We start from the raw sequence: 18,057 nt of genomic DNA, 5'->3' as shown, positions 1-18,057 counted from the left end.
TTCTTACGATCTTCCTCATTCAGTCTGAAGGAAGTAAGGTGTCGAGCATACGTAAAAAAGGCGAAACGATGGCACGCCCGCCCTGTTCGCCTGCTCGACACCACAGGAAGCATCCGTGACAGCCCAAACTCCCTCCTCGCCCAAACTCGTCGAAGTCAGCCAACTCGCACAGGCGCTTGAGCAGTTCGCCACTGACCGCAATTGGGCTCAGTTCCACTCGCCCAAAAATCTGGTCATGGCGCTGAACGGCGAAGTGGGAGAGCTGAACGAGATATTCCAATGGCTGACCGAGGAAGCATCGAAGTCTGCCGCTCGCTCGCCCGAGACCGGCCAAGCAGTTCAAGACGAGTTGGCCGACGTGCTGATGTATCTGGTGCGCCTGGCATCGGTCCTGGGCGTCGACCTCAATGCTGCCGTGCAAAACAAGCTGCGAATCAACGGCGAAAAATACCCCGTCGATAAGGCTCGGGATACCGCCAAGAAATACGACCAGCTCTGATTGCAGCCTTGAATAAGGAAGAAAGGCCTTGATCGTTTACGAAGCGACCAAAGTACGGTTTTTGCACGACAACGATAACGATGACATCGAAGACGTGATCTTACAGAGCTTCAAAACTGCGACCGGCAAAGCCGTGGCCGTTGCGGAGATGAACGCCTGGAAGAACTCCCTCGGCGCCATGGCGAAGGTACTGCGCGATACCGAGATCCCGGATGACATGGGGGTAGCGATTGAGCTGCACATTCCCCAAACCTCCAAGCGCATCGACATCACCCTCACCGGGTATAACGCCCAAGGGCAACGCAATGCCCTGTTGGTTGAACTCAAGCAGTGGAGTTCGGCCAAGGCGACGGGTAAGGACGCTATCGTCAAAACGGCGCTGGGCGGCGGTCTACGTGAAACAGTTCATCCGTCTTACCAAGCTTGGTCGTACGCCTCGTTGCTAGAAGGCTTCAACGAAGCAGTATATTCCGGCGGCATCCAAGTCAATGCATGCGCCTACCTGCACAACTACGTAGGCGATGGCATGATCGATGCCCACCATTATCAGGACTACATCAGTAAGGCCCCGCTCTTCCTCAAAGGTAAAGAAGAGCTCGCTCGCATGCGCACCTATATCAAGCAGCACATCGCCATGGGTGATGAGAACAGCGTGCTGCATGACCTGATGGCCAGCCCGATCCGGCCTTCAAAAGCGTTGGCCGACTCGTTGAAAGGCTTACTCAAAGCGCAGCCCGAATTCATTCTGATCGACGACCAGAAAGAAGTATTCGAAGCCGCTGCCGCCGCTGGTACAGCCTCGTCCGCAGAGCATCCCAGAGTCGTCATCATTGAAGGAGGGCCCGGCACCGGTAAAACCGTGGTGGCGCTCAATCTGTTAGTCAAACTCACCAGCCATGGTCTGGTCGGTAAGTACGTGTCGAAGAATGCTGCACCGCGTAAGGTCTATGAGAGCAAGCTTGCCGGCTCCATCACTCGCAGCCGCTTCTCTCACATGTTTACTGGCTCCGGCGCGTTCGTCGATACCGAAGCGAACACCTACGATTTCCTGGTCGTGGACGAAGCCCACCGCCTCAACGAAAAAAGCGGGCTGTATGGCAACCTCGGCGAGAACCAGATCAAGGAACTGATCAATTCCTCCAAGTGCACGATCTTCTTTATCGACGAAGACCAGCGTGTAACCCTGAGCGATATAGGCAGCCGCGAAGCCATTCGTGCATTTGCCAAAGCCAAGGGCGCCGAGGTCGAAGAATACAGCCTGGCCTCACAGTTCCGATGCAACGGTTCGGATGGATACCTCGCTTGGCTCGATGATGTACTGGAGATTCGAAATACCGCCAACCGCCATCTCGATACAAGCACCTACGAGTTCAAGGTATTCGAAACACCTGAAGCGCTACATGAAGCCATTCGAGAGAAGAACAGCCAAAACAAATCCCGCGTAGTGGCCGGTTACTGCTGGCCCTGGAGCAGCAAAAAGCAGGCGTCTGCCTACGACATCGTGATCGGTGAAAATTATCGGCGTAAATGGAATCTCGACCAGGACGGTAGCCTTTGGATCATCGCCGAAAACTCGATTGAGCAAGTGGGGTGTATCCATACCTGCCAAGGGCTGGAAGTGGACTATATCGGCGTGATCATCGGGCCGGACCTGGTTATCAGGAATGGCCGAGTCGTCACCGCACCGGAAATGCGCGATAAGCAGGATCGCTCGATTCGGGGTTACAAGACTCGCATGAAGTCTGAGCCGGAAGAGACCCGTAAGCTGGTCGACCTGATCATCAAGAACACCTACCGCACTCTGATGACACGCGGGATGAAGGGGTGTTACCTGTACTGCACGGATGAGCAGACTGCACGGTACTTCCAGGAGCGCTCGATGTCAGTGGAACTGGAGGTCAACGCCTCCGCGCTACGGCAACCCACTGCCTCGATGGCGTAACGTATAACCTTGGCTTGCCAACTGCGGATCAAGTCATGACGATCCGCTGGCATAAAGCTTAAGCCTCATTAAATGAAACTGAATCGCTCCTAGTTTCGCCCAAAGCCCTGAAATTGACTTCCTCTACGAGCAATCGCTACTCATCCAAGCTGATCACCACTCGCCGTGCCGCCCAGTCTCCCGAGGCACTCGAAAACCACCAGACATAAAAAAATCCAGTCACCTCGCGGTGACTGGATTTTCTAGGGATTTTTGGTCGGGACGGAGTGATTCGAACACTCGACCCCTTGCACCCCATGCAAGTGCGCTACCGGGCTGCGCTACGCCCCGACATCATTCTCGATATTGCTGAGAACGGTGAAGAATCTACCCTAACCTTTTGAATAATGGAAGCTTTTTTTCAAAAAACTTTCCATTCATCGGGTTCGGTTCACTTCTTCAACACCACCAACACATCCTCCAACTCGGCAATCATCTGCCGGATCAGTTGCTTGTACTGGGTAGTGTCATCCTTGGCCTCGTCACTGGAGAGGCGCAGTCGCGCCCCGCCGATGGTGAAGCCCTGGTCATACAGCAGCGCGCGGATCTGGCGGATCATCAGCACGTCTTGGCGCTGGTAATACCGCCGGTTACCGCGGCGCTTGACCGGGTTGAGTTGCGGGAACTCCTGTTCCCAATAACGCAGCACGTGCGGTTTTACCGCACAGAGCTCACTGACCTCACCGATGGTGAAGTAGCGCTTGCCCGGAATGGGGGGCAGCTCGTCGTTATGGCTTGGTTCCAGCATAGGCCTCAACCCGGGCTTTCAGTTTCTGCCCTGGACGAAAGGTGACGACGCGGCGAGCGGTGATCGGGATCTCTTCCCCTGTCTTGGGGTTGCGGCCCGGCCGCTGGCGTTTGTCGCGAAGGTCGAAGTTGCCGAAACCGGACAGCTTGACCTGCTCGTTCTCTTCAAGTGCGTGCCGAATTTCTTCGAAAAACAGCTCGACCAGCTCCTTGGCCTCTCTCTTGTTGAGCCCCAGCTCCTCGTACAGCCTTTCGGCCATCTCAGCTTTCGTCAGAGCACCCATACGCTATTTCCTTAACGTGGTGTTCAACCTTTGTTCAAGCGAGGTGAGGATGTTTTGCAGGGTAGTGTTCACCTCATCGTCGTTAAGAGTGCGCGATGGATGCTGCCAGGTCAAGCCGACGGCCAGGCTTTTTCTATCAGGATCAATGCCTTTACCTTGGTAGACGTCAAACAGCCTGAGGTCTGTGAGCCATTCGCCCGCATTGTCACGAATTACTTCAAGCACGGAGCTAGAAGCAACATCACGTCCTGCGATCAAAGCCAGGTCACGCCTCACTTCTGGGAACTTGGACAGTTCGCTGAACTTCGGCAGGCGGCCTTCGACCACGTCGCCCAGTACCAGCTCGAAGACGAACACCGGACGCTCCAGGCCCAGGGTCTTGGCGAGCTCTGGGTGGATAGCGCCGATGTAGCCGACTTCCTTGCCGTCGCGCTCGATGCGGGCGGTCTGGCCAGGGTGGAGGGCTGGGTGCTTGCCGGCGACGAACGTGAAGTCGTCCAGGGCGCCCGAGTAGCCCAGCAGGGCTTCCACGTCGGCTTTCACGTCGAAGAAGTCGAGGCTGTCACGGCCGTTCGCCCAGCCTTCCGGCAGGCGGCTGCCCGTGGCGACGCCGGCGATCATCGGCTGCTGCTTGAGGTCGCCCAGCTGGCCGACGAAGCGCAGGCCGCTTTCGAACAGGCGTACGCGGTCCTGCTGGCGGTTGAGGTTGTGCTGCAGCGCCTTGACCAGGCCCGGCCACAGGGACGCGCGCATGGCGGCCATGTCGCTGGAGATAGGGTTGGCCAGCAGCAGCGGCTCGACGCCGGGGGTGAACAGCTCGAACAGTTTCGGGTCGATGAAGCTGTAGGTGATGGCTTCCTGATAGCCGCGGGCGACCAGCAGGCGGCGCAGGGTCGGCAGCTCGCCACGGGCTTCCGGGCGGGTCTGCGGAGCCAGGCGGGCTTGCGGGTAGCGGACCGGCAGGTTGTTGTAGCCGTACAGGCGGGCCAGCTCTTCGATCAGGTCGACTTCGAGGCTGATGTCGAAGCGGTGGCTTGGGACTTCGACAGTCCACTGCCCTGCCCCATCAGCGCTGGTTTTCAGCTCCAGGGCGTTGAGCAGTTGCTCGACCTGGGCAGCGTCCATGTCCATGCCAAGCATCTGGTTGATGCGGTCGGCGCGCAGGGTGACCGGCGCGACCTTCGGCAGGTGCTGCTCGCTCACGGCCTCGACGATGGGGCCGGCTTCGCCGCCGACGATCTCGAGGACCAGGGCGGTGGCGCGCTCCATGGCTTCACGGGCCAGTTGCGAATCGACGCCGCGCTCATAGCGGTGCGAGGCATCGGTGTGCAGACCGTAGGAACGGGCCTTGCCTGCGACGGAAATCGGCTCGAAGAAGGCGCTTTCCAAGAACAGATCGCGGGTCTTCTCGGTATTCACGCCGCTGTGTTCGCCACCCATGACGCCGGCGATGGCCAGGGCGCGGGTGTGGTCGGCGATGACCAAGGTGTCGGCACGCAGGGCGACTTCCTGGCCGTCCAGCAGGACGAGCTTCTCGCCCTCCTCGGCCATGCGTACGCGGATGCCGCCGTTGATTTCGGCGAGGTCGAAGGCGTGCATCGGCTGGCCGAGTTCGAGCATCACGTAGTTGGTGATGTCGACAGCGGCGTCGATGCTGCGCACGTCGCTACGGCGCAGGCGCTCGACCATCCACAGCGGGGTCGGCTTGCTCAGGTCGACGTTGCGGATGACGCGGCCCAGGTACCGTGGACAGGCCGCCGGCGCGCAGACTTCAACCGGGCGCACTTCGTCGTGGGCCGGGGCAACGGCAGGCACTTGAGGACGGGTGACCGGCACGTCGTACAGGGCGCTGACGTCGCGGGCCAGGCCTGCGATGGACAGGCAGTCGCCGCGGTTCGGGGTCAGGCCGATTTCGATGCTGGCGTCGTCCAGGTTCAGGTACTGGCGAATGTCTTCGCCGACCGGGGCGTCAGCCGCCAGTTCCAGCAGGCCGTCGTTCTCTTCGCTGATCTGCAGCTCGGCGGCCGAGCACAGCATGCCGAAGGACTCGACGCCGCGCAGCTTGGCCTTCTTGATCTTGAAGTCGCCCGGCAATTCGGCGCCGATCATGGCGAACGGGATCTTGATGCCTGGGCGCGCGTTCGGAGCGCCGCAGACGACCTGGAAGGTTTCCTGGCCGTTGCTCACCTGGCACACGCGCAGCTTGTCGGCGTCCGGGTGTTGTTCGGTGGCGAGGATCTCGCCCACCACGATGCCGCTGAACTGGCCGGCAGCGGGGGTCACGCTGTCTACTTCAAGGCCGGCCATGGACAGGCGGGCGACCAGTTCGTCACGGGAGACTTGCGGGTTTACCCAACCGCGCAGCCACTGTTCACTGAATTTCATGCTGTTCTCCTAGAAAGTGCGTCGATTGGGCCTAGCGGAATTGGGCGAGGAACCGCAGGTCGTTGTCGAAGAACAGACGCAAATCGTTGACGCCATAGCGCAGCATGGCCAGGCGCTCGGCGCCCATGCCGAAGGCGAAGCCCTGGAACTCTTCCGGGTCGATGCCGGACATGCGCAGCACGTTCGGGTGGACCATGCCGCAACCCATGACTTCGAGCCAGCCGGTCTGCTTGCACACGCGGCAGCCATTGCCGGAGCACATCACGCACTGGATGTCGACTTCAGCCGAAGGCTCGGTGAAGGGGAAGAACGACGGACGGAAGCGTACCGCCAGTTCTTTTTCGAAGAACACGCGCAGGAACTCTTCGATGGTGCCCTTGAGGTCGGCGAAGTTGATGCCGCGATCGACCAGCAGGCCTTCGACCTGGTGGAACATCGGCGAGTGGGTAATGTCCGAGTCGCAGCGATAGACGCGGCCCGGGCAGACAATGCGGATCGGCGGCTGGCTGGACTCCATGGTCCGCACCTGCACAGGCGAAGTGTGGGTGCGCAGCAGCATGTTGGCATTGAAGTAGAAGGTGTCGTGCATCGCCCGGGCCGGGTGATGGCCGGGGATGTTGAGCGCTTCGAAGTTGTGGTAGTCGTCTTCGACCTCAGGGCCTTCGGCGATGCCGTAGCCGATGTGGGTGAAGAACTGCTCGATGCGCTCGAGGGTACGGGTGATCGGGTGCAGCCCGCCGGTGGTCTGGCCACGGCCTGGCAGGGTCACGTCGATGCATTCGGCGGCCAGGCGAGCGTTGAGCTCGGCTTCTTCGAAGGCAGCCTTGCGTGCGTTGAGCACGTCGGTGACGCGCTCTTTGGCGTCGTTGATCAGCGCGCCGACTTTCGGGCGCTCTTCGGCTGGCAGGTTGCCCAGGGTCTTCATCACCTGGGTCAGCTCGCCTTTCTTGCCGAGGTATTGGACCCGGATCTGTTCCAGGGTAGTGATGTCTTCAGCGCGTTCCACGGCCTCGAGGGCTTGGGCAACCAGCGCGTCCAGGTTTTCCATGTACAGACTCCAGATACGAAAATAGGGGAAGAGCTTTTGAAGGCTCTTCCCCTATCGATGACGTTTTACACCCGACGACGCAAAGCGCCGCCGGATGATTGTCGTGGGTACTTAAGCCAGGACGGCTTTAGCTTTCTCGACAATCGCAGCAAACGCCGCTTTTTCGTTCACTGCCAGGTCGGCCAGAACCTTGCGGTCGATTTCGATCGACGCTTTCTTCAGGCCAGCGATCAGACGGCTGTAGGACAGACCGTTGGTGCGGGCACCGGCGTTGATACGAGCGATCCACAGAGCGCGGAACTGACGCTTCTTCTGGCGACGGTCACGGTAGGCGTATTGGCCAGCCTTGATGACAGCCTGCTTGGCAACGCGGAATACGCGCGAGCGTGCACCGTAGTAGCCTTTAGCCAGTTTCAGAATTTTCTTGTGACGCTTACGAGCGATGACGCCACGCTTTACACGAGCCATGAGTAACTTCCTCTATCGTTGACCAGAATTAACGTACGCGCAGCATGCGCTCGACTTTTGCCACGTCAGACGGGTGCAGCAGGCTGGCACCGCGCAGTTGACGCTTACGCTTGGTCGACATTTTGGTCAGGATGTGGCTCTTGAAAGCGTGCTTGTGCTTGAAGCCGGAAGCGGTTTTCAGGAAACGCTTCGCAGCACCGCTCTTGGTTTTCATTTTTGGCATGTTGGAACTCCGCATTCGATAAAATTACACATAATCATCAGGCCTGCCGTGCCCGGGAGATTACTTCTTCTTTTTGGGGGCGATGACCATCATAAGCTGGCGTCCTTCCATCTTCGGATGCTGCTCAACGGTGCCGTATTCGGCGAGGTCAGCTTCGACCCGCTTCAACAGCTCCATGCCCAGCTCCTGGTGGGCCATCTCACGGCCGCGGAATCTCAGAGAGATCTTGGCCTTGTCCCCATCGCTAAGGAAACGTACCAGGTTGCGTAGTTTTACCTGGTAATCCCCTTCTTCCGTCCCTGGACGAAACTTGATTTCTTTGATCTGGATCTGCTTCTGGTTTTTCTTGGCTTCGTTGGCCTGCTTCTTCTTCTCGAAGAGGTGCTTGCCGTAGTCCATGACCTTGCAGACAGGCGGTTGCGCGTCTGCAGAGATCTCCACCAGATCCAGCTTCGCTTCATCAGCGATACGCAGCGCTTCATCAATCGAGACGATGCCAATCTGCTCGCCGTCAGCGCCAATTAACCGAACCTCGCGTGCCGAGATATTCTCGTTGATCGGGGCTTTCGGTGCAGTTCGTTTATCGTTTCTCATTTCACGCTTAATAGTCATTACTCCGATTCTAGGCGACCGCGCTGAGCCACGGCGTCAGCGAGCAGTTGGGTGAATTGGGAGACGGGCATGGAGCCCAGGTCTTTGCCATCACGGGTACGCACTGCAACGGTCTGCGTTTCGACTTCGCGGTCCCCTATAACCAGAAGGTATGGGACCTTGAGCAAAGTATGCTCGCGGATTTTAAAGCCGATCTTCTCATTTCTCAAGTCGGACTTGGCACGGAAACCAGCCCCATTGAGGGATTTTTCCACTTCGAGTGCGAAATCGGCCTGCTTGTCGGTGATGTTCATGATCACCGCCTGGGTCGGGGCCAGCCACGCCGGGAATACCCCCGCGTAGTGCTCGATCAGCATGCCGATGAAGCGCTCGAAGGAACCGAGGATCGCACGATGCAACATGACCGGGCGCTTACGGTTGTTATCTTCGGCGATATAGCTGGCATCCAGACGCTCCGGCAGGTTCGGATCGTACTGCAGGGTGCCGCACTGCCAGTTACGGCCAAGGCAGTCACGCAGGGTGAATTCGATCTTCGGACCGTAGAAAGCGCCCTCGCCCGGCTGGTATTCCCACTCCAGGCCCGACTCGTTCAGCGCATCGGCCAGGGCGCCTTCGGCGCGGTCCCACAGCTCTTCGGAGCCCACACGCTTGGCGGGACGGGTCGAGAGCTTCATGGCGATGTCGGTGAAACCGAAGTCCTTGTAGACATCCAGGGTCAGCTTGATGAAGTCGGCCGCTTCTTTCTTCACCTGATCTTCGGTGCAGAAGATGTGGGCGTCGTCCTGGGTGAAGCCACGCACACGCATGATGCCGTGCAGGGCGCCGGACGGCTCGTTACGGTGGCAGGCACCGAACTCGGCCAGGCGCAGCGGCAGGTCACGGTAGGACTTCAGGCCTTGGTTGAACACCTGTACGTGGCACGGGCAGTTCATCGGTTTTACCGCGAAATCGCGACTTTCCGACGAAGTGGTGAACATGTTCTCGGCGTAGTTGGACCAGTGGCCGGAACGCTCCCAGAGGATGCGGTCGACGACCTGCGGCGTCTTGATCTCCAGGTAGCCGTTTTCGCGCTGCACGCCGCGCATGTACTGCTCGAGCACCTGATAGACGGTCCAGCCGGCCGGGTGCCAGAAGACCATGCCCGGGGCTTCTTCCTGCAGGTGGAAGAGGTCCAGCTGCTTGCCGATCTTGCGGTGGTCGCGCTTTTCGGCTTCTTCGATGCGCTGGATGTAGGCAGCCAGTTGCTTCTTGTCAGCCCAGGCGGTGCCGTACACGCGCTGCAGCTGCTCGTTCTTGGCATCGCCGCGCCAGTAGGCGCCAGACAGCTTGGTCAGCTTGAAGGCCTTGAGGAAACGGGTGTTCGGCACGTGAGGGCCACGGCACATGTCGACATATTCTTCGTGGTAGTACAGGCCCATGGCCTGTTCGTCCGGCATGTCCTCGACCAGGCGCAGCTTGTAGTCTTCGCCACGGCTCTTGAACACGTCGATGACTTCGGCGCGCGGGGTCATCTTCTTGATGACGTCGTAGTCCTTGTCGATCAGCTGTTGCATGCGCTGTTCGATAGCGGCCATGTCTTCTGGGGTGAAGGGGCGCTCGTAGGCGATGTCGTAGTAGAAGCCTTCGTCGATCACCGGGCCGATCACCATCTTGGCGGTCGGGTATAGCTGTTTCACTGCGTGGCCGACCAGGTGGGCGCACGAGTGACGGATGATCTCCAGTCCCTCTTCATCTTTAGGGGTGATGATCTGCAGCGTGGCGTCGTTCTCGATCAGGTCGCAGGCGTCGACCAGCTTGCCATCGACCTTGCCGGCCAGCGTGGCCTTGGCGAGGCCCGCGCCAATGGAGGCGGCGACTTCGGCAACGGTGACGGCCTTGTCGAACGTACGTTGACTGCCATCGGGAAGAGTAATTACGGGCATGGCGCCTCCTCTCCTAGTGGTGACCCCTACCAAAGGTCACATGGGTTGGGATGAGCCAGTACAAGATCCGACCTGCCTTTCCCGCGGGAAAGCCTGCCTCACAGTGGCAGGAGCCTTTCGGCCAACCAGGGACGAACCAGAGTGACTGGAAAGAAAAATGGAAAACAGCTGCCAGGGTGCAGCTGCAAGCCGAGCATGCTAGCACGCGGCTTGGGCGGCAGGCAGAAATATTTGGAAATTAAGCCGTCTGGGTGAACTTGTTCGGAAAATTCCACCTCAGAGTTTCTGAAGCATCCTACTCTTGATGAGATCCAACCCAAGGAGTGTGTGGTTATGCGACTTCAGTCTCTTCTGGCCCTGACCGCCGCCAGCGCCCTGCTGCTGCCCCTGGCGGCACATGCCGAGTGGCCTGCCGGCAAGAAAGGCGCCTACATGGAGCAGTGCGTCCAGGTGGCGTCGGCTCAAGGTGTCGATGCGAAAACGGCGGACCAGCACTGCAAGTGCGGCGCTGATGCGATCGAGAAGAACTTCACCAAGGCGGAAATCGAAGACCTGGACAGCAAGGACGGTGTCGACGCCAAGCTGATGCAGCGGGCGCAAACCGTGGTACGTCAGGCCTGCGCACCTAAGAGCTGAGCCTTTTTGCGGGGCGATGCACGCATTATTTGCCGTGGATCAGTATCCTGCGAAGGTAACAGGCGCTAGATACGCAGAATTAGACTATGATGTCGCCGGTGCTGCGTAGCCTCGGCAACATCGCACCTCGAAAAAAAACCATGTTTCTGGAGATTCACCCCATGTCCAATCGCCAAAACGGCACCGTCAAATGGTTCAATGATGAAAAAGGCTACGGCTTCATCACCCCAGCAGGCGGCGGCGACGACCTGTTCGTACACTTCAAGGCCATCGAAACCGACGGCTTCAAGAGCCTGAAAGAAGGCCAGTCCGTTTCCTTCGTTGCCGAACGCGGTCAGAAGGGCATGCAGGCTGCGCAGGTTCGTCCGGAGTAATTCGGATACGAATACAAAAAACCCGCCTTCATGGCGGGTTTTTTGTGGGTGTTCGCTTTTGTCGCAGGCGAAACCTCAACCGCAGTTAACGCGGGTCACCACGCCTTTGTCATCGACGTTCAGGTTCAGCCGCTCGGAGCGGTATTCCAGGGTGATTACATCGTGGGGCTTGAGGATACGTGCCAGTTGCGAACCGCTGGCCTTGCGTGCCTGCTCCAGCAGCGCCGGGGTGGCCTGTTTGCCGATGGTGAAGTCGGCACCGCTGGCCTCGCAGCGACCGCCGTTATCGGCCGAGGTGCCTGGGGCCTTGTCGCCACCGCTGGAAGAACCGCCTGTGCTGCAACCTGCCAGGACTGCAGCCGCCAGCAAGGTCGCCAGGTAAGCACGGGTACGGAACATGAATCCTCCTAATCATCATGGGAACTGTCTCATGCGACAGCTCCGCTCAACTTTTGTTGCAAAACCGGGCAAGTCTGCCTGAACCGGCCCCTGATGGCGAAAGGGAATCGTGACTGGATTTTGCGCCGTACGCCTGGCGGTTTATTCGCCAGCGGTCGTGCGACGAATGCAAAGGCATGATTTACTGCAACAACCGGAGCGCAGCACGCCTCCCTTCGAACGCCAGGGTCCGGTGTTCGCCCCTTAGCCCAGGCTTGCCACGAGAGCCTCCCATGAGCAGCCACAGCATCGACGCCGACATCAAGGTCAAATGGGCCGAGGGCCAGAGCGCCTACAGCCCCAGCACCCCCGAAGAACTGCTGCTGATCGCCATCGACTTGTTGGTCCGCGACCGCGGCAGCGAAGCAGCGCGCAGCTTCATCGAGCAGGTATTCGAGCGCTACGCCCCGCACGCCGCTATTGCAATCGAGCCAAGCGCTCGCTGAGCAGGTCGAAGAAGCCCTGGGCATCGCCCTCGTTCAGCCACAGCACATTGGCCGGACGCTTGAGCACCGCGTACCAGTCAACGACGGTCTGGCCAAAGGTCGGGCCTTCACGGCTGTCGACCTCCAGGTGGGCCCGCCTGCCGCTGAACAGCTCGGGCTTGATCAGGTAGGCGATGACACTGGCATCGTGCACCGGGCCTCCGGGCATCCCGTACAGGTCCATGTCGTGCTTGACGTAGGCGTCGAGGATATCCACCACACGCTGGCTGGCCTGATTGTTGATGGCTGCCAACTGCTTGAAGCGCGCTTCACTGGTGATCACCTTGTGGGTCAGGTCCAGGGGCACGTAGGTCAGCTTGACGCCGCTGGCCAGCACCACCTGCGCAGCATGGGGGTCGGCGTAGAGGTTGAACTCGGCCACCGGGGTGATGTTGCCGCCATTGAAGTGAGCACCACCCATTACCACCACTTCCTTGATGCTTTTGGCGATCTCGGGCTTCTGGATCAACGCCAGGGCCAGGTTGGTCTGCGGGCCGAGCATGGCCAGGGTGATGCTGCGAGGCTCGGCGTGGGACAGCGTATCGACCAGGTACTGCACGGCATTGCCCTGGGCCAGCCCCTGTTTGGGCTCGTGGACCTTCACCCCTTCCAGGCCCTCCCGACCATGGATATCGTCAGCGTAGATCGGCTTGCGCACCAGCGGGCGCCCTGCCCCGGCGTAGACCGGGATGTCTTCGCGCCCAGCCCATTCCCGCGCGAGGCGAGCGTTGCGTGAGGTCTTGTCCAGACGCACGTTGCCGGCCACGGTGGTGATGGCGCGAATGTTCAAGTCCTCGGCGAGGCCATGGCGAGCAGCAGCGCGACGACGTCGTCGGCACCCGGGTCGGTGTCGATGATCACATCCCGCGTAGCGGCCTGGAGGGAGGTGGTGGCCACGGCTGACATGAGGACGACTCCTTTGAGGAGGTGTTTGAACATAGGGCACTCCTTGTTGCCTTCGATAGTGGGGCCGCGTTGCGGCCTTTCGTGGGTAAACCCGCTCCCACAGGGTTCGGCGCAGGACCGGGTTTACCCGCGAGTGGGCCTTGACCTCAGAACGTGACACCCGCCACTAGCGCGATGTTGCTGTAGGGTTTGCACTCCCCGGTTCGCACCACGGCCTTGGCCTGGCGGCACAACTCTTTGAACGCTTGATGGCTCAGCAGCTCGCGCACGCCCAGCTGTCCTTGCAGCCCCTGTACCTGCGCCAAGGCTGGCGGCGCTACCTCGAGCATCTGCTCGGCCAGCACATGCCGCTCCACTTGCATCTCTCCCAGCACCGCCTGCAACACACTGGCGAAATCCGGCACACCGGGGGTCACGGCTAGATCGATCAGTTCTACGCCCGGCGGCACCGGCAGCCCGGCATCGCCGATCACCAGGATGTCACCGTGGCCCAGCCCGGCGACCACCCTGGACAACGCCACGTTCAACAATCCGGTCTTCTTCATGGCGCAAGCTCCGCCAAATAGGGAATCGAAGGCTGGGCGCCCACGCGGGTCACCGACAACGCCGCGGCCCGCTGGCCGAAGGCGATGGCCTCGCCCTCCTCCAATCCGCGCACCAGGCCGGCAGCGAAGCCGCCGATGAAGGTATCCCCTGCCGCGGTGGTATCCACGGGCTTGACCACCGGGGCGGGAAAATGCCGGCTACCCGCAGGGCTGAGGAACAACGCACCCTGCGCCCCCAGCGTGACGATCACCTTGCCCGCGCCCAGCTGCAACAGCCGTTCACCGGCGCGGCGTGCACTGTCGATGTCGTTCACCGGCAGCCCGGTCAAGGCTTCGGCCTCGCTCTCGTTGGGCGTGAGGTAATCGATATGGGCGAACCAGTCCGACGGCAGCGGGCCGGTGGCAGGCGCGGGGTTGAGGATCACTGTCTTGCCCAGTTCACGCCCACGGGCCAGCGTCCAGGCCACCGTGGTCATGGGCACTTCCAGCTGGCAGATGATCACCTCGGCCGCTTGCAACAGAGCGTCGAAACGCTGCACGGACGCCGGCGTCAGCTGGCCGTTGCCGCCGGGGATGATGACGATGGAGTTCTGGCTGGCGGCATCGACCATGATCAGCGCCACGCCGCTGGAGACACCTGGGCATACGCCCACCGCCTGGCAATCGATGCCCTCCTGCTCCAGGGCCTTGCGCAGTTGCTGGCCATAGGCGTCGTCGCCCACGTTGCCGACCATGGCCACCCTGGCCCCAAGCCGAGCCACGGCCACCGCCTGGTTGGCGCCCTTGCCGCCGGGCACGGTGAAGAAGCTGTCGCCGGCCAGCGTCTCGCCGGGCCGGGGCAAACGCTGGGTGCGGGCCACCAAGTCCATGTTGAGACTGCCGACCACCACGACCTTGGCGCTCATGGTCACTCCTTAGCGGTAATCATTGAACAGGTCCGGGCGCGGCCCGGTGGATTCACGCAGCACGATGCGCGGGGCGACGATGCGCTGCTCCACGCCGCCGCTGCGGGGGGTGGCGATGCGCGAGAGCAGCAGCTGCGCGGCGCTTTCGCCGAGCTCGCGGATCGACTGGCCGACCGTGGTCAACGGCGGGTACACGTAGCGGCTGAGCTCGATGTCGTCGAAGCCGACCACCGACAACTCGCCCGGCACGTGGATGTTGCGCTCGGCCGCCGCACGCAACACGCCAAAACCGATCATGTCGTTGCCGGCGAAGATCGCCGTGGGCCGCGGGCCGTCGAGCAGGTGCACCGCGGCGTCGTAGCCACCGGGGCTGCTGAAGTCACTGTGCAGAATGCGATTTTCACCCTCCGCCACGCCCTGCTCGGCCATGGCCCGACGGTAGCCCGCCAGGCGTAACTGGGCAGGCCCTGAGTCGGCCGGCCCGCCGATGCAGGCGATGTCGCGATGGCCCAGGTCCAGCAGGTGCCGGGTGGCGAGGTAGCCGCCCTGTTCGTGGTCGATGCGAACCAGGTCGGCATCGATGCCATCCAGGGCGCGATCGACGATGACCATTGGCGTGCGCACGCAGGCCAGGCTTTCCAGCAGGTCGCTGTCCTGGCCGACCGAGGCGACGATCAGGCCGTCGATGCGCTTTTCCAGCAAGACCCGAAGGTAGCTGCGCTGCTTTTGCGGATTGTCGTCGGAGTTGCAGAGGATCACGCAATAGCCATTGCGCTCGCAGCCGTCCTCGATACCCCGGGCCAACTCGGCGAAGTACGGGTTGACGCTGTTGGGCACCAGCAGGCCGATGGTGGCGGTGCTGCGGGCCTTGAGCGAACGGGCCACGGCGCTGGGCACGTAGTCGAGCTCGGCGATGGCCGCCTCGACCTTCAGGCGCACATGCTCGCTGACCGGGCGGGTCTTGTTCAGTACATGGGACACGGTGGTATAGGAAATACCTGCCAATGCCGCGACGTCTTTGATGGTTGCCATGGGTTCAGTTCCGCCGGCCTGCGCGCCGGCTCCGGTAAGTGTCGAGCACCACGGCGATCACGATGACCGCCCCGGTGATGATGCGTTTGGTGGGTTCGGAGGCACCGATCTGCGCCAGCCCCGCGGCCAACACAGAGATGATCAGCACACCGAAGAAAGTGCTGATGACCGAGCCGCGCCCGCCCATCAGGCTGGTGCCGCCGATGACCACGGCGGCGATGACCTGCAGCTCCAGGCCAGCGCCGGCATTGGGGTCGGCGGCTTCCAGACGGGAGATCTGGAACAGCGCGGCCAGGCCCGCGAGTAGCCCCATCAAGGCGAACACCAGCACCTTGTAGGGGCGCGGGTCGATGCCGGCCAGGCGCACGGCCTCCTCATTGGTGCCGATGCCGATCAGGTAGCGGCCGAACACCGTGCGGGTCAGCGCCAACTGGGCGACGACGATGACCAGCAAGGCGATGATGAAGGCTGGCGAAATACCGAAGGCGATGGGGTTGGAGAACCAGGCGAAGGCATCGCCGATGTAGGCGGTGCGCGAGTCGGTGAACTGGTAAGCCAGGCCTCGGGCCATCTCCAGCACGCCCAAAGAGACGATGAACGATGGGATGCGCCAGGCCACGGTGATGCCACCGGTGACGCTGCCGGCCAGCGCCGCCACGGCCATGCCCAGCAACGCCGCAGGCAACGGGCTCCAGCCCCAGCCCAGGATCGCCACGCTGACCGCCGAGGCGGCCAGGGCCAACACCGAGCCCACCGACAGGTCGATGCCGCCGATGATCAGCACGAAGGTCATGCCCACCGCCAGCACCATGAGGTCCGGGATCTGGTTGGCCAGGGTACTGAAGGTGGCGTAGGACAAAAAGTGGCTGCTCAAGAACGAGAACAGCACGATCATCGCCAGCAAGGCGCCAGCCAGGCCCAGGTAGGTACCCAGGCCGAAGTAATTGGCGCTGCGGCGCACGGGGGCGCGGCCCGGGGTGTCGAGGGGTGTGGTCTTCATGGGTCCATCCTGGGAGCTGCTTCATGCAGCAATGCGTCACGTTTCTGATAGCCGGCGAAGGCGGCGGCGAGCAGTTGATCCTGGCTCCAGCGCTCGCGGTCGAAGGTGTCGATCAGCCGGCCCGCCGAGAGCACAGCGATGCGATCGCAGATCAGCATCAGCTCGCGCAGGTCGCTGGACACCACCACCAAGGCCTTGCCCTGGCGCGCCAGCTCGGCCAGCAGGCCATAGATGTCGAACTTGGCGCCGACATCGATGCCCCGGGTCGGCTCGTCGAACAACAGCACCTGGCAGTTGCGCTCCAGCCAGCGGCCGATCACCACTTTCTGCTGGTTGCCGCCGGAGAGCTCGCCCACGGCCTGGGCCGGGCTGGCGCTGCGAATGCGCATGGCATTGATCTGGCGCAGCGCCTGGGCGCGCTCGGCTTCGGCGTCGAGTATGCCCGCGCGGGACACCGCCCCCAGGTTGCCCAGGGCAATATTGGCGCTGATCGATTGAGTGAGCAGCAGGCCTTCGCCCTTGCGGTCCTCGGTGATCAACGCGATGCCCGCGCGCACCGCCGCCTTGGGCGAATCGAGGGTGACCGGCTGCAAGGGCTGGCCAAGTTCGATCTGCCCGCTGTCGGCGCGGTCGGCGCCGTAGATCAGGCGCAACAGCTCGGTGCGTCCGGCGCCGATCAGGCCGGAAATACCGAAGATCTCCCCTGCCCTGACCTCGAACGACACCTCGCGCACCTTGTCGCCACGGCTTAGCTTGTTGACCTTGAGCAGCGTCTGGCCGATCTCGCGACGACCGAGGTCGATATGCTCGCCCAGCTCGCGACCGACCATGAGGTTGACCAGCTCGGCGCTGCTGTAGCGCTGGATCGGCTCGACGCACACCAACTTGCCATCGCGCAGCACGGCGATGCGCTGGGCCACGCGCTGCAGCTCTTCCAGGCGATGGGAGATATAGACGATGGCCACGCCGCGCTGGCGTAGGCGTTCGATCTGAGTGAACAGCAGCTCCACTTCGCGAGCGGTGAGCATCGCCGTGGGCTCGTCGAAGATCAGCACATGGCAATCGCCAATGAGGTTGCGGGCGATCTCCACCATCTGCTGATGGCCGATGCCCAACTCGCCGACCGGGGTGTCCGGGTCGATGGCATCCAGGCCGACCTGGGCCATGGCGGCGGTAGCCAGTTGGCGCAGGCGTTTCTGACTGATCCAACCGGCGCGGCTGGGCAGGTTGTCGAGGAACAGGTTCTCGGCCACGGTCAGGGTGGGCAGCAGGTTGAGCTCCTGCATCACCATGCGCACGCCCAGGCGCTCGGCCGCGCTGCGACTGCCGGGCGCGTAGGGCTCGCCGCGATAACGCATCTGCCCTGTGGTGGGCGTTTCCAGGCCGCTGATGAGCTTGGACAGCGTGCTCTTGCCCGCGCCGTTCTCGCCGGTGAGCGCCAGCACTTCGCCCGCGCGCAGCTCCAGCGTCACATCGCCGAGCACCGGCTGGGTGTAAGTCTTGCCCAGGCCGCTGACGGCAAGGGTGACCTCATTCGCTTCTTTCATGGCAGACACCCCGCCCCAGG

Annotated in this window: 19 protein-coding genes, 1 tRNA gene and 1 pseudogene; 5 read left to right on the top strand and 16 right to left on the bottom strand. The window is 61.6% G+C overall.

Translation table 11 applies throughout. The features are described 5' to 3' along the window. The first annotated feature begins 115 nt into the window (after nucleotides 1–115). Both DQ397_RS03280 and DQ397_RS03275 read left to right on the top strand, forming a co-directional pair. Nucleotides 116–499 carry a nucleotide pyrophosphohydrolase gene (locus tag DQ397_RS03280; RefSeq protein WP_043213598.1) on the top strand — a complete coding sequence of 128 codons (384 nt, stop codon included), beginning with the start codon at nucleotides 116–118 and terminating at the stop codon, nucleotides 497–499. A gap of 28 nt (nucleotides 500–527) precedes the next feature. Next, nucleotides 528–2,441, top strand: a complete 1,914-nt coding sequence (locus DQ397_RS03275) for a DUF2075 domain-containing protein (protein ID WP_052352484.1) — start codon at nucleotides 528–530, stop codon at nucleotides 2,439–2,441. Nucleotides 2,442–2,694: 253 nt separating this feature from the next. On the opposite strand, the gene DQ397_RS03270 is transcribed toward DQ397_RS03275, so the two are convergent. The 9 genes from DQ397_RS03270 to thrS all read right to left on the bottom strand — a co-directional run bounded on the left by DQ397_RS03270 (nucleotide 2,695) and on the right by thrS (nucleotide 10,169). Further along, nucleotides 2,695–2,771: transfer RNA gene (locus DQ397_RS03270), tRNA-Pro, on the bottom strand. Between the two features lie 100 nt (nucleotides 2,772–2,871). Next, a complete protein-coding gene (locus DQ397_RS03265; protein WP_043213594.1) occupies nucleotides 2,872–3,228 on the bottom strand; it encodes a MerR family transcriptional regulator in 357 nt (118 codons plus the stop codon). Continuing rightward, nucleotides 3,209–3,511 (bottom strand): integration host factor subunit alpha, encoded by a 303-nt coding sequence (gene ihfA / locus DQ397_RS03260; protein WP_003250679.1) that lies wholly within the window; start codon nucleotides 3,509–3,511, stop codon nucleotides 3,209–3,211. The genes DQ397_RS03265 and ihfA overlap by 20 nt, the downstream gene beginning before the upstream one ends. A gap of 3 nt (nucleotides 3,512–3,514) precedes the next feature. After that, a complete protein-coding gene (pheT, locus tag DQ397_RS03255; protein WP_148921469.1) occupies nucleotides 3,515–5,896 on the bottom strand; it encodes a phenylalanine--tRNA ligase subunit beta in 2,382 nt (793 codons plus the stop codon). 31 nt (nucleotides 5,897–5,927) lie between these two features. After that, complete coding sequence (pheS, locus tag DQ397_RS03250; RefSeq protein ID WP_043215859.1) at nucleotides 5,928–6,944, bottom strand: phenylalanine--tRNA ligase subunit alpha; 1,017 nt, start codon at nucleotides 6,942–6,944, stop codon at nucleotides 5,928–5,930. A gap of 111 nt (nucleotides 6,945–7,055) precedes the next feature. Further along, the gene (gene rplT / locus DQ397_RS03245) at nucleotides 7,056–7,412 is read right to left on the bottom strand and encodes a 50S ribosomal protein L20 (protein ID WP_003250671.1); all 357 of its coding nucleotides are present in this window, start codon (nucleotides 7,410–7,412) and stop codon (nucleotides 7,056–7,058) included. Nucleotides 7,413–7,440: 28 nt separating this feature from the next. Next, complete coding sequence (rpmI, locus tag DQ397_RS03240; RefSeq protein WP_003250667.1) at nucleotides 7,441–7,635, bottom strand: 50S ribosomal protein L35; 195 nt, start codon at nucleotides 7,633–7,635, stop codon at nucleotides 7,441–7,443. 60 nt (nucleotides 7,636–7,695) lie between these two features. Then, nucleotides 7,696–8,247, bottom strand: coding sequence for a translation initiation factor IF-3 (infC, locus tag DQ397_RS03235; RefSeq protein ID WP_170831750.1), 552 nt, complete (start codon nucleotides 8,245–8,247; stop codon nucleotides 7,696–7,698). Beyond that, entirely contained in the window at nucleotides 8,247–10,169 is a 1,923-nt protein-coding gene (gene thrS, locus DQ397_RS03230; protein ID WP_043215858.1) for a threonine--tRNA ligase, read from the bottom strand. Before thrS ends, infC begins: the two co-directional genes overlap by 1 nt. 333 nt (nucleotides 10,170–10,502) lie before the next feature. Between thrS and DQ397_RS03225 the strand changes: the two genes are divergently transcribed. After that, nucleotides 10,503–10,805 (top strand): hypothetical protein, encoded by a 303-nt coding sequence (locus DQ397_RS03225; RefSeq protein WP_043215857.1) that lies wholly within the window; start codon nucleotides 10,503–10,505, stop codon nucleotides 10,803–10,805. Nucleotides 10,806–10,966: 161 nt separating this feature from the next. Then, nucleotides 10,967–11,179: a cold-shock protein gene (locus DQ397_RS03220; RefSeq protein WP_070091905.1), complete on the top strand. Its 213-nt coding sequence runs from the start codon at nucleotides 10,967–10,969 to the stop codon at nucleotides 11,177–11,179. Nucleotides 11,180–11,254: 75 nt separating this feature from the next. Here the strand turns inward: DQ397_RS03220 and DQ397_RS03215 are convergent, their stop codons facing one another. Next, nucleotides 11,255–11,578 carry an I78 family peptidase inhibitor gene (locus DQ397_RS03215; protein WP_070571896.1) on the bottom strand — a complete coding sequence of 108 codons (324 nt, stop codon included), beginning with the start codon at nucleotides 11,576–11,578 and terminating at the stop codon, nucleotides 11,255–11,257. 272 nt (nucleotides 11,579–11,850) lie between these two features. Here DQ397_RS03215 and DQ397_RS03210 point away from each other — a divergent pair, with 272 nt between their 5' ends. Then, complete coding sequence (locus DQ397_RS03210) at nucleotides 11,851–12,063, top strand: hypothetical protein (RefSeq protein ID WP_043214792.1); 213 nt, start codon at nucleotides 11,851–11,853, stop codon at nucleotides 12,061–12,063. On the opposite strand, the pseudogene DQ397_RS03205 reads toward DQ397_RS03210, so the two are convergent. The 6 genes and pseudogenes from DQ397_RS03205 to DQ397_RS03180 form a co-directional block, all read right to left on the bottom strand. Then, nucleotides 12,035–13,041 (bottom strand): annotated as a pseudogene (locus tag DQ397_RS03205) (nucleoside hydrolase). The gene DQ397_RS03210 and the pseudogene DQ397_RS03205 overlap by 29 nt on opposite strands. 113 nt (nucleotides 13,042–13,154) lie before the next feature. Next, a complete protein-coding gene (gene rbsD / locus DQ397_RS03200) occupies nucleotides 13,155–13,553 on the bottom strand; it encodes a D-ribose pyranase (RefSeq protein WP_043214794.1) in 399 nt (132 codons plus the stop codon). After that, nucleotides 13,550–14,458, bottom strand: coding sequence for a ribokinase (rbsK, locus tag DQ397_RS03195; RefSeq protein WP_043214797.1), 909 nt, complete (start codon nucleotides 14,456–14,458; stop codon nucleotides 13,550–13,552). The genes rbsD and rbsK overlap by 4 nt, the downstream gene beginning before the upstream one ends. 9 nt (nucleotides 14,459–14,467) lie before the next feature. After that, entirely contained in the window at nucleotides 14,468–15,490 is a 1,023-nt protein-coding gene (locus DQ397_RS03190; RefSeq protein WP_043214798.1) for a LacI family DNA-binding transcriptional regulator, read from the bottom strand. Nucleotides 15,491–15,494: 4 nt separating this feature from the next. Then, nucleotides 15,495–16,490 (bottom strand): ABC transporter permease, encoded by a 996-nt coding sequence (locus DQ397_RS03185; protein ID WP_043214800.1) that lies wholly within the window; start codon nucleotides 16,488–16,490, stop codon nucleotides 15,495–15,497. Continuing rightward, entirely contained in the window at nucleotides 16,487–18,037 is a 1,551-nt protein-coding gene (locus DQ397_RS03180; RefSeq protein WP_043214804.1) for a sugar ABC transporter ATP-binding protein, read from the bottom strand. The genes DQ397_RS03185 and DQ397_RS03180 overlap by 4 nt, the downstream gene beginning before the upstream one ends. Between the last annotated feature and the right edge of the window lie 20 nt (nucleotides 18,038–18,057).

The organism is Pseudomonas sp. CK-NBRI-02 (assembly GCF_008124495.1).
Lineage (GTDB): Bacteria > Pseudomonadota > Gammaproteobacteria > Pseudomonadales > Pseudomonadaceae > Aquipseudomonas > Aquipseudomonas guariconensis.
This window is presented reverse-complemented; position numbering and strand designations above follow the sequence as displayed.

Coding starts and splice junctions, on each gene's coding strand:
- DQ397_RS03265 (WP_043213594.1), bottom strand. CDS start 3,228: ATGCTGGAACCAAGCCATAACGACGAGCTGCCCCCCATTCCGGGCAAG.
- ihfA (WP_003250679.1), bottom strand. CDS start 3,511: ATGGGTGCTCTGACGAAAGCTGAGATGGCCGAAAGGCTGTACGAGGAG.
- pheT (WP_148921469.1), bottom strand. CDS start 5,896: ATGAAATTCAGTGAACAGTGGCTGCGCGGTTGGGTAAACCCGCAAGTC.
- pheS (WP_043215859.1), bottom strand. CDS start 6,944: ATGGAAAACCTGGACGCGCTGGTTGCCCAAGCCCTCGAGGCCGTGGAA.
- rplT (WP_003250671.1), bottom strand. CDS start 7,412: ATGGCTCGTGTAAAGCGTGGCGTCATCGCTCGTAAGCGTCACAAGAAA.
- rpmI (WP_003250667.1), bottom strand. CDS start 7,635: ATGCCAAAAATGAAAACCAAGAGCGGTGCTGCGAAGCGTTTCCTGAAA.
- infC (WP_170831750.1), bottom strand. CDS start 8,247: ATGACTATTAAGCGTGAAATGAGAAACGATAAACGAACTGCACCGAAA.
- thrS (WP_043215858.1), bottom strand. CDS start 10,169: ATGCCCGTAATTACTCTTCCCGATGGCAGTCAACGTACGTTCGACAAG.
- DQ397_RS03225 (WP_043215857.1), top strand. CDS start 10,503: ATGCGACTTCAGTCTCTTCTGGCCCTGACCGCCGCCAGCGCCCTGCTG.
- DQ397_RS03220 (WP_070091905.1), top strand. CDS start 10,967: ATGTCCAATCGCCAAAACGGCACCGTCAAATGGTTCAATGATGAAAAA.
- DQ397_RS03215 (WP_070571896.1), bottom strand. CDS start 11,578: ATGTTCCGTACCCGTGCTTACCTGGCGACCTTGCTGGCGGCTGCAGTC.
- DQ397_RS03210 (WP_043214792.1), top strand. CDS start 11,851: ATGAGCAGCCACAGCATCGACGCCGACATCAAGGTCAAATGGGCCGAG.
- rbsD (WP_043214794.1), bottom strand. CDS start 13,553: ATGAAGAAGACCGGATTGTTGAACGTGGCGTTGTCCAGGGTGGTCGCC.
- rbsK (WP_043214797.1), bottom strand. CDS start 14,458: ATGAGCGCCAAGGTCGTGGTGGTCGGCAGTCTCAACATGGACTTGGTG.
- DQ397_RS03190 (WP_043214798.1), bottom strand. CDS start 15,490: ATGGCAACCATCAAAGACGTCGCGGCATTGGCAGGTATTTCCTATACC.
- DQ397_RS03185 (WP_043214800.1), bottom strand. CDS start 16,490: ATGAAGACCACACCCCTCGACACCCCGGGCCGCGCCCCCGTGCGCCGC.
- DQ397_RS03180 (WP_043214804.1), bottom strand. CDS start 18,037: ATGAAAGAAGCGAATGAGGTCACCCTTGCCGTCAGCGGCCTGGGCAAG.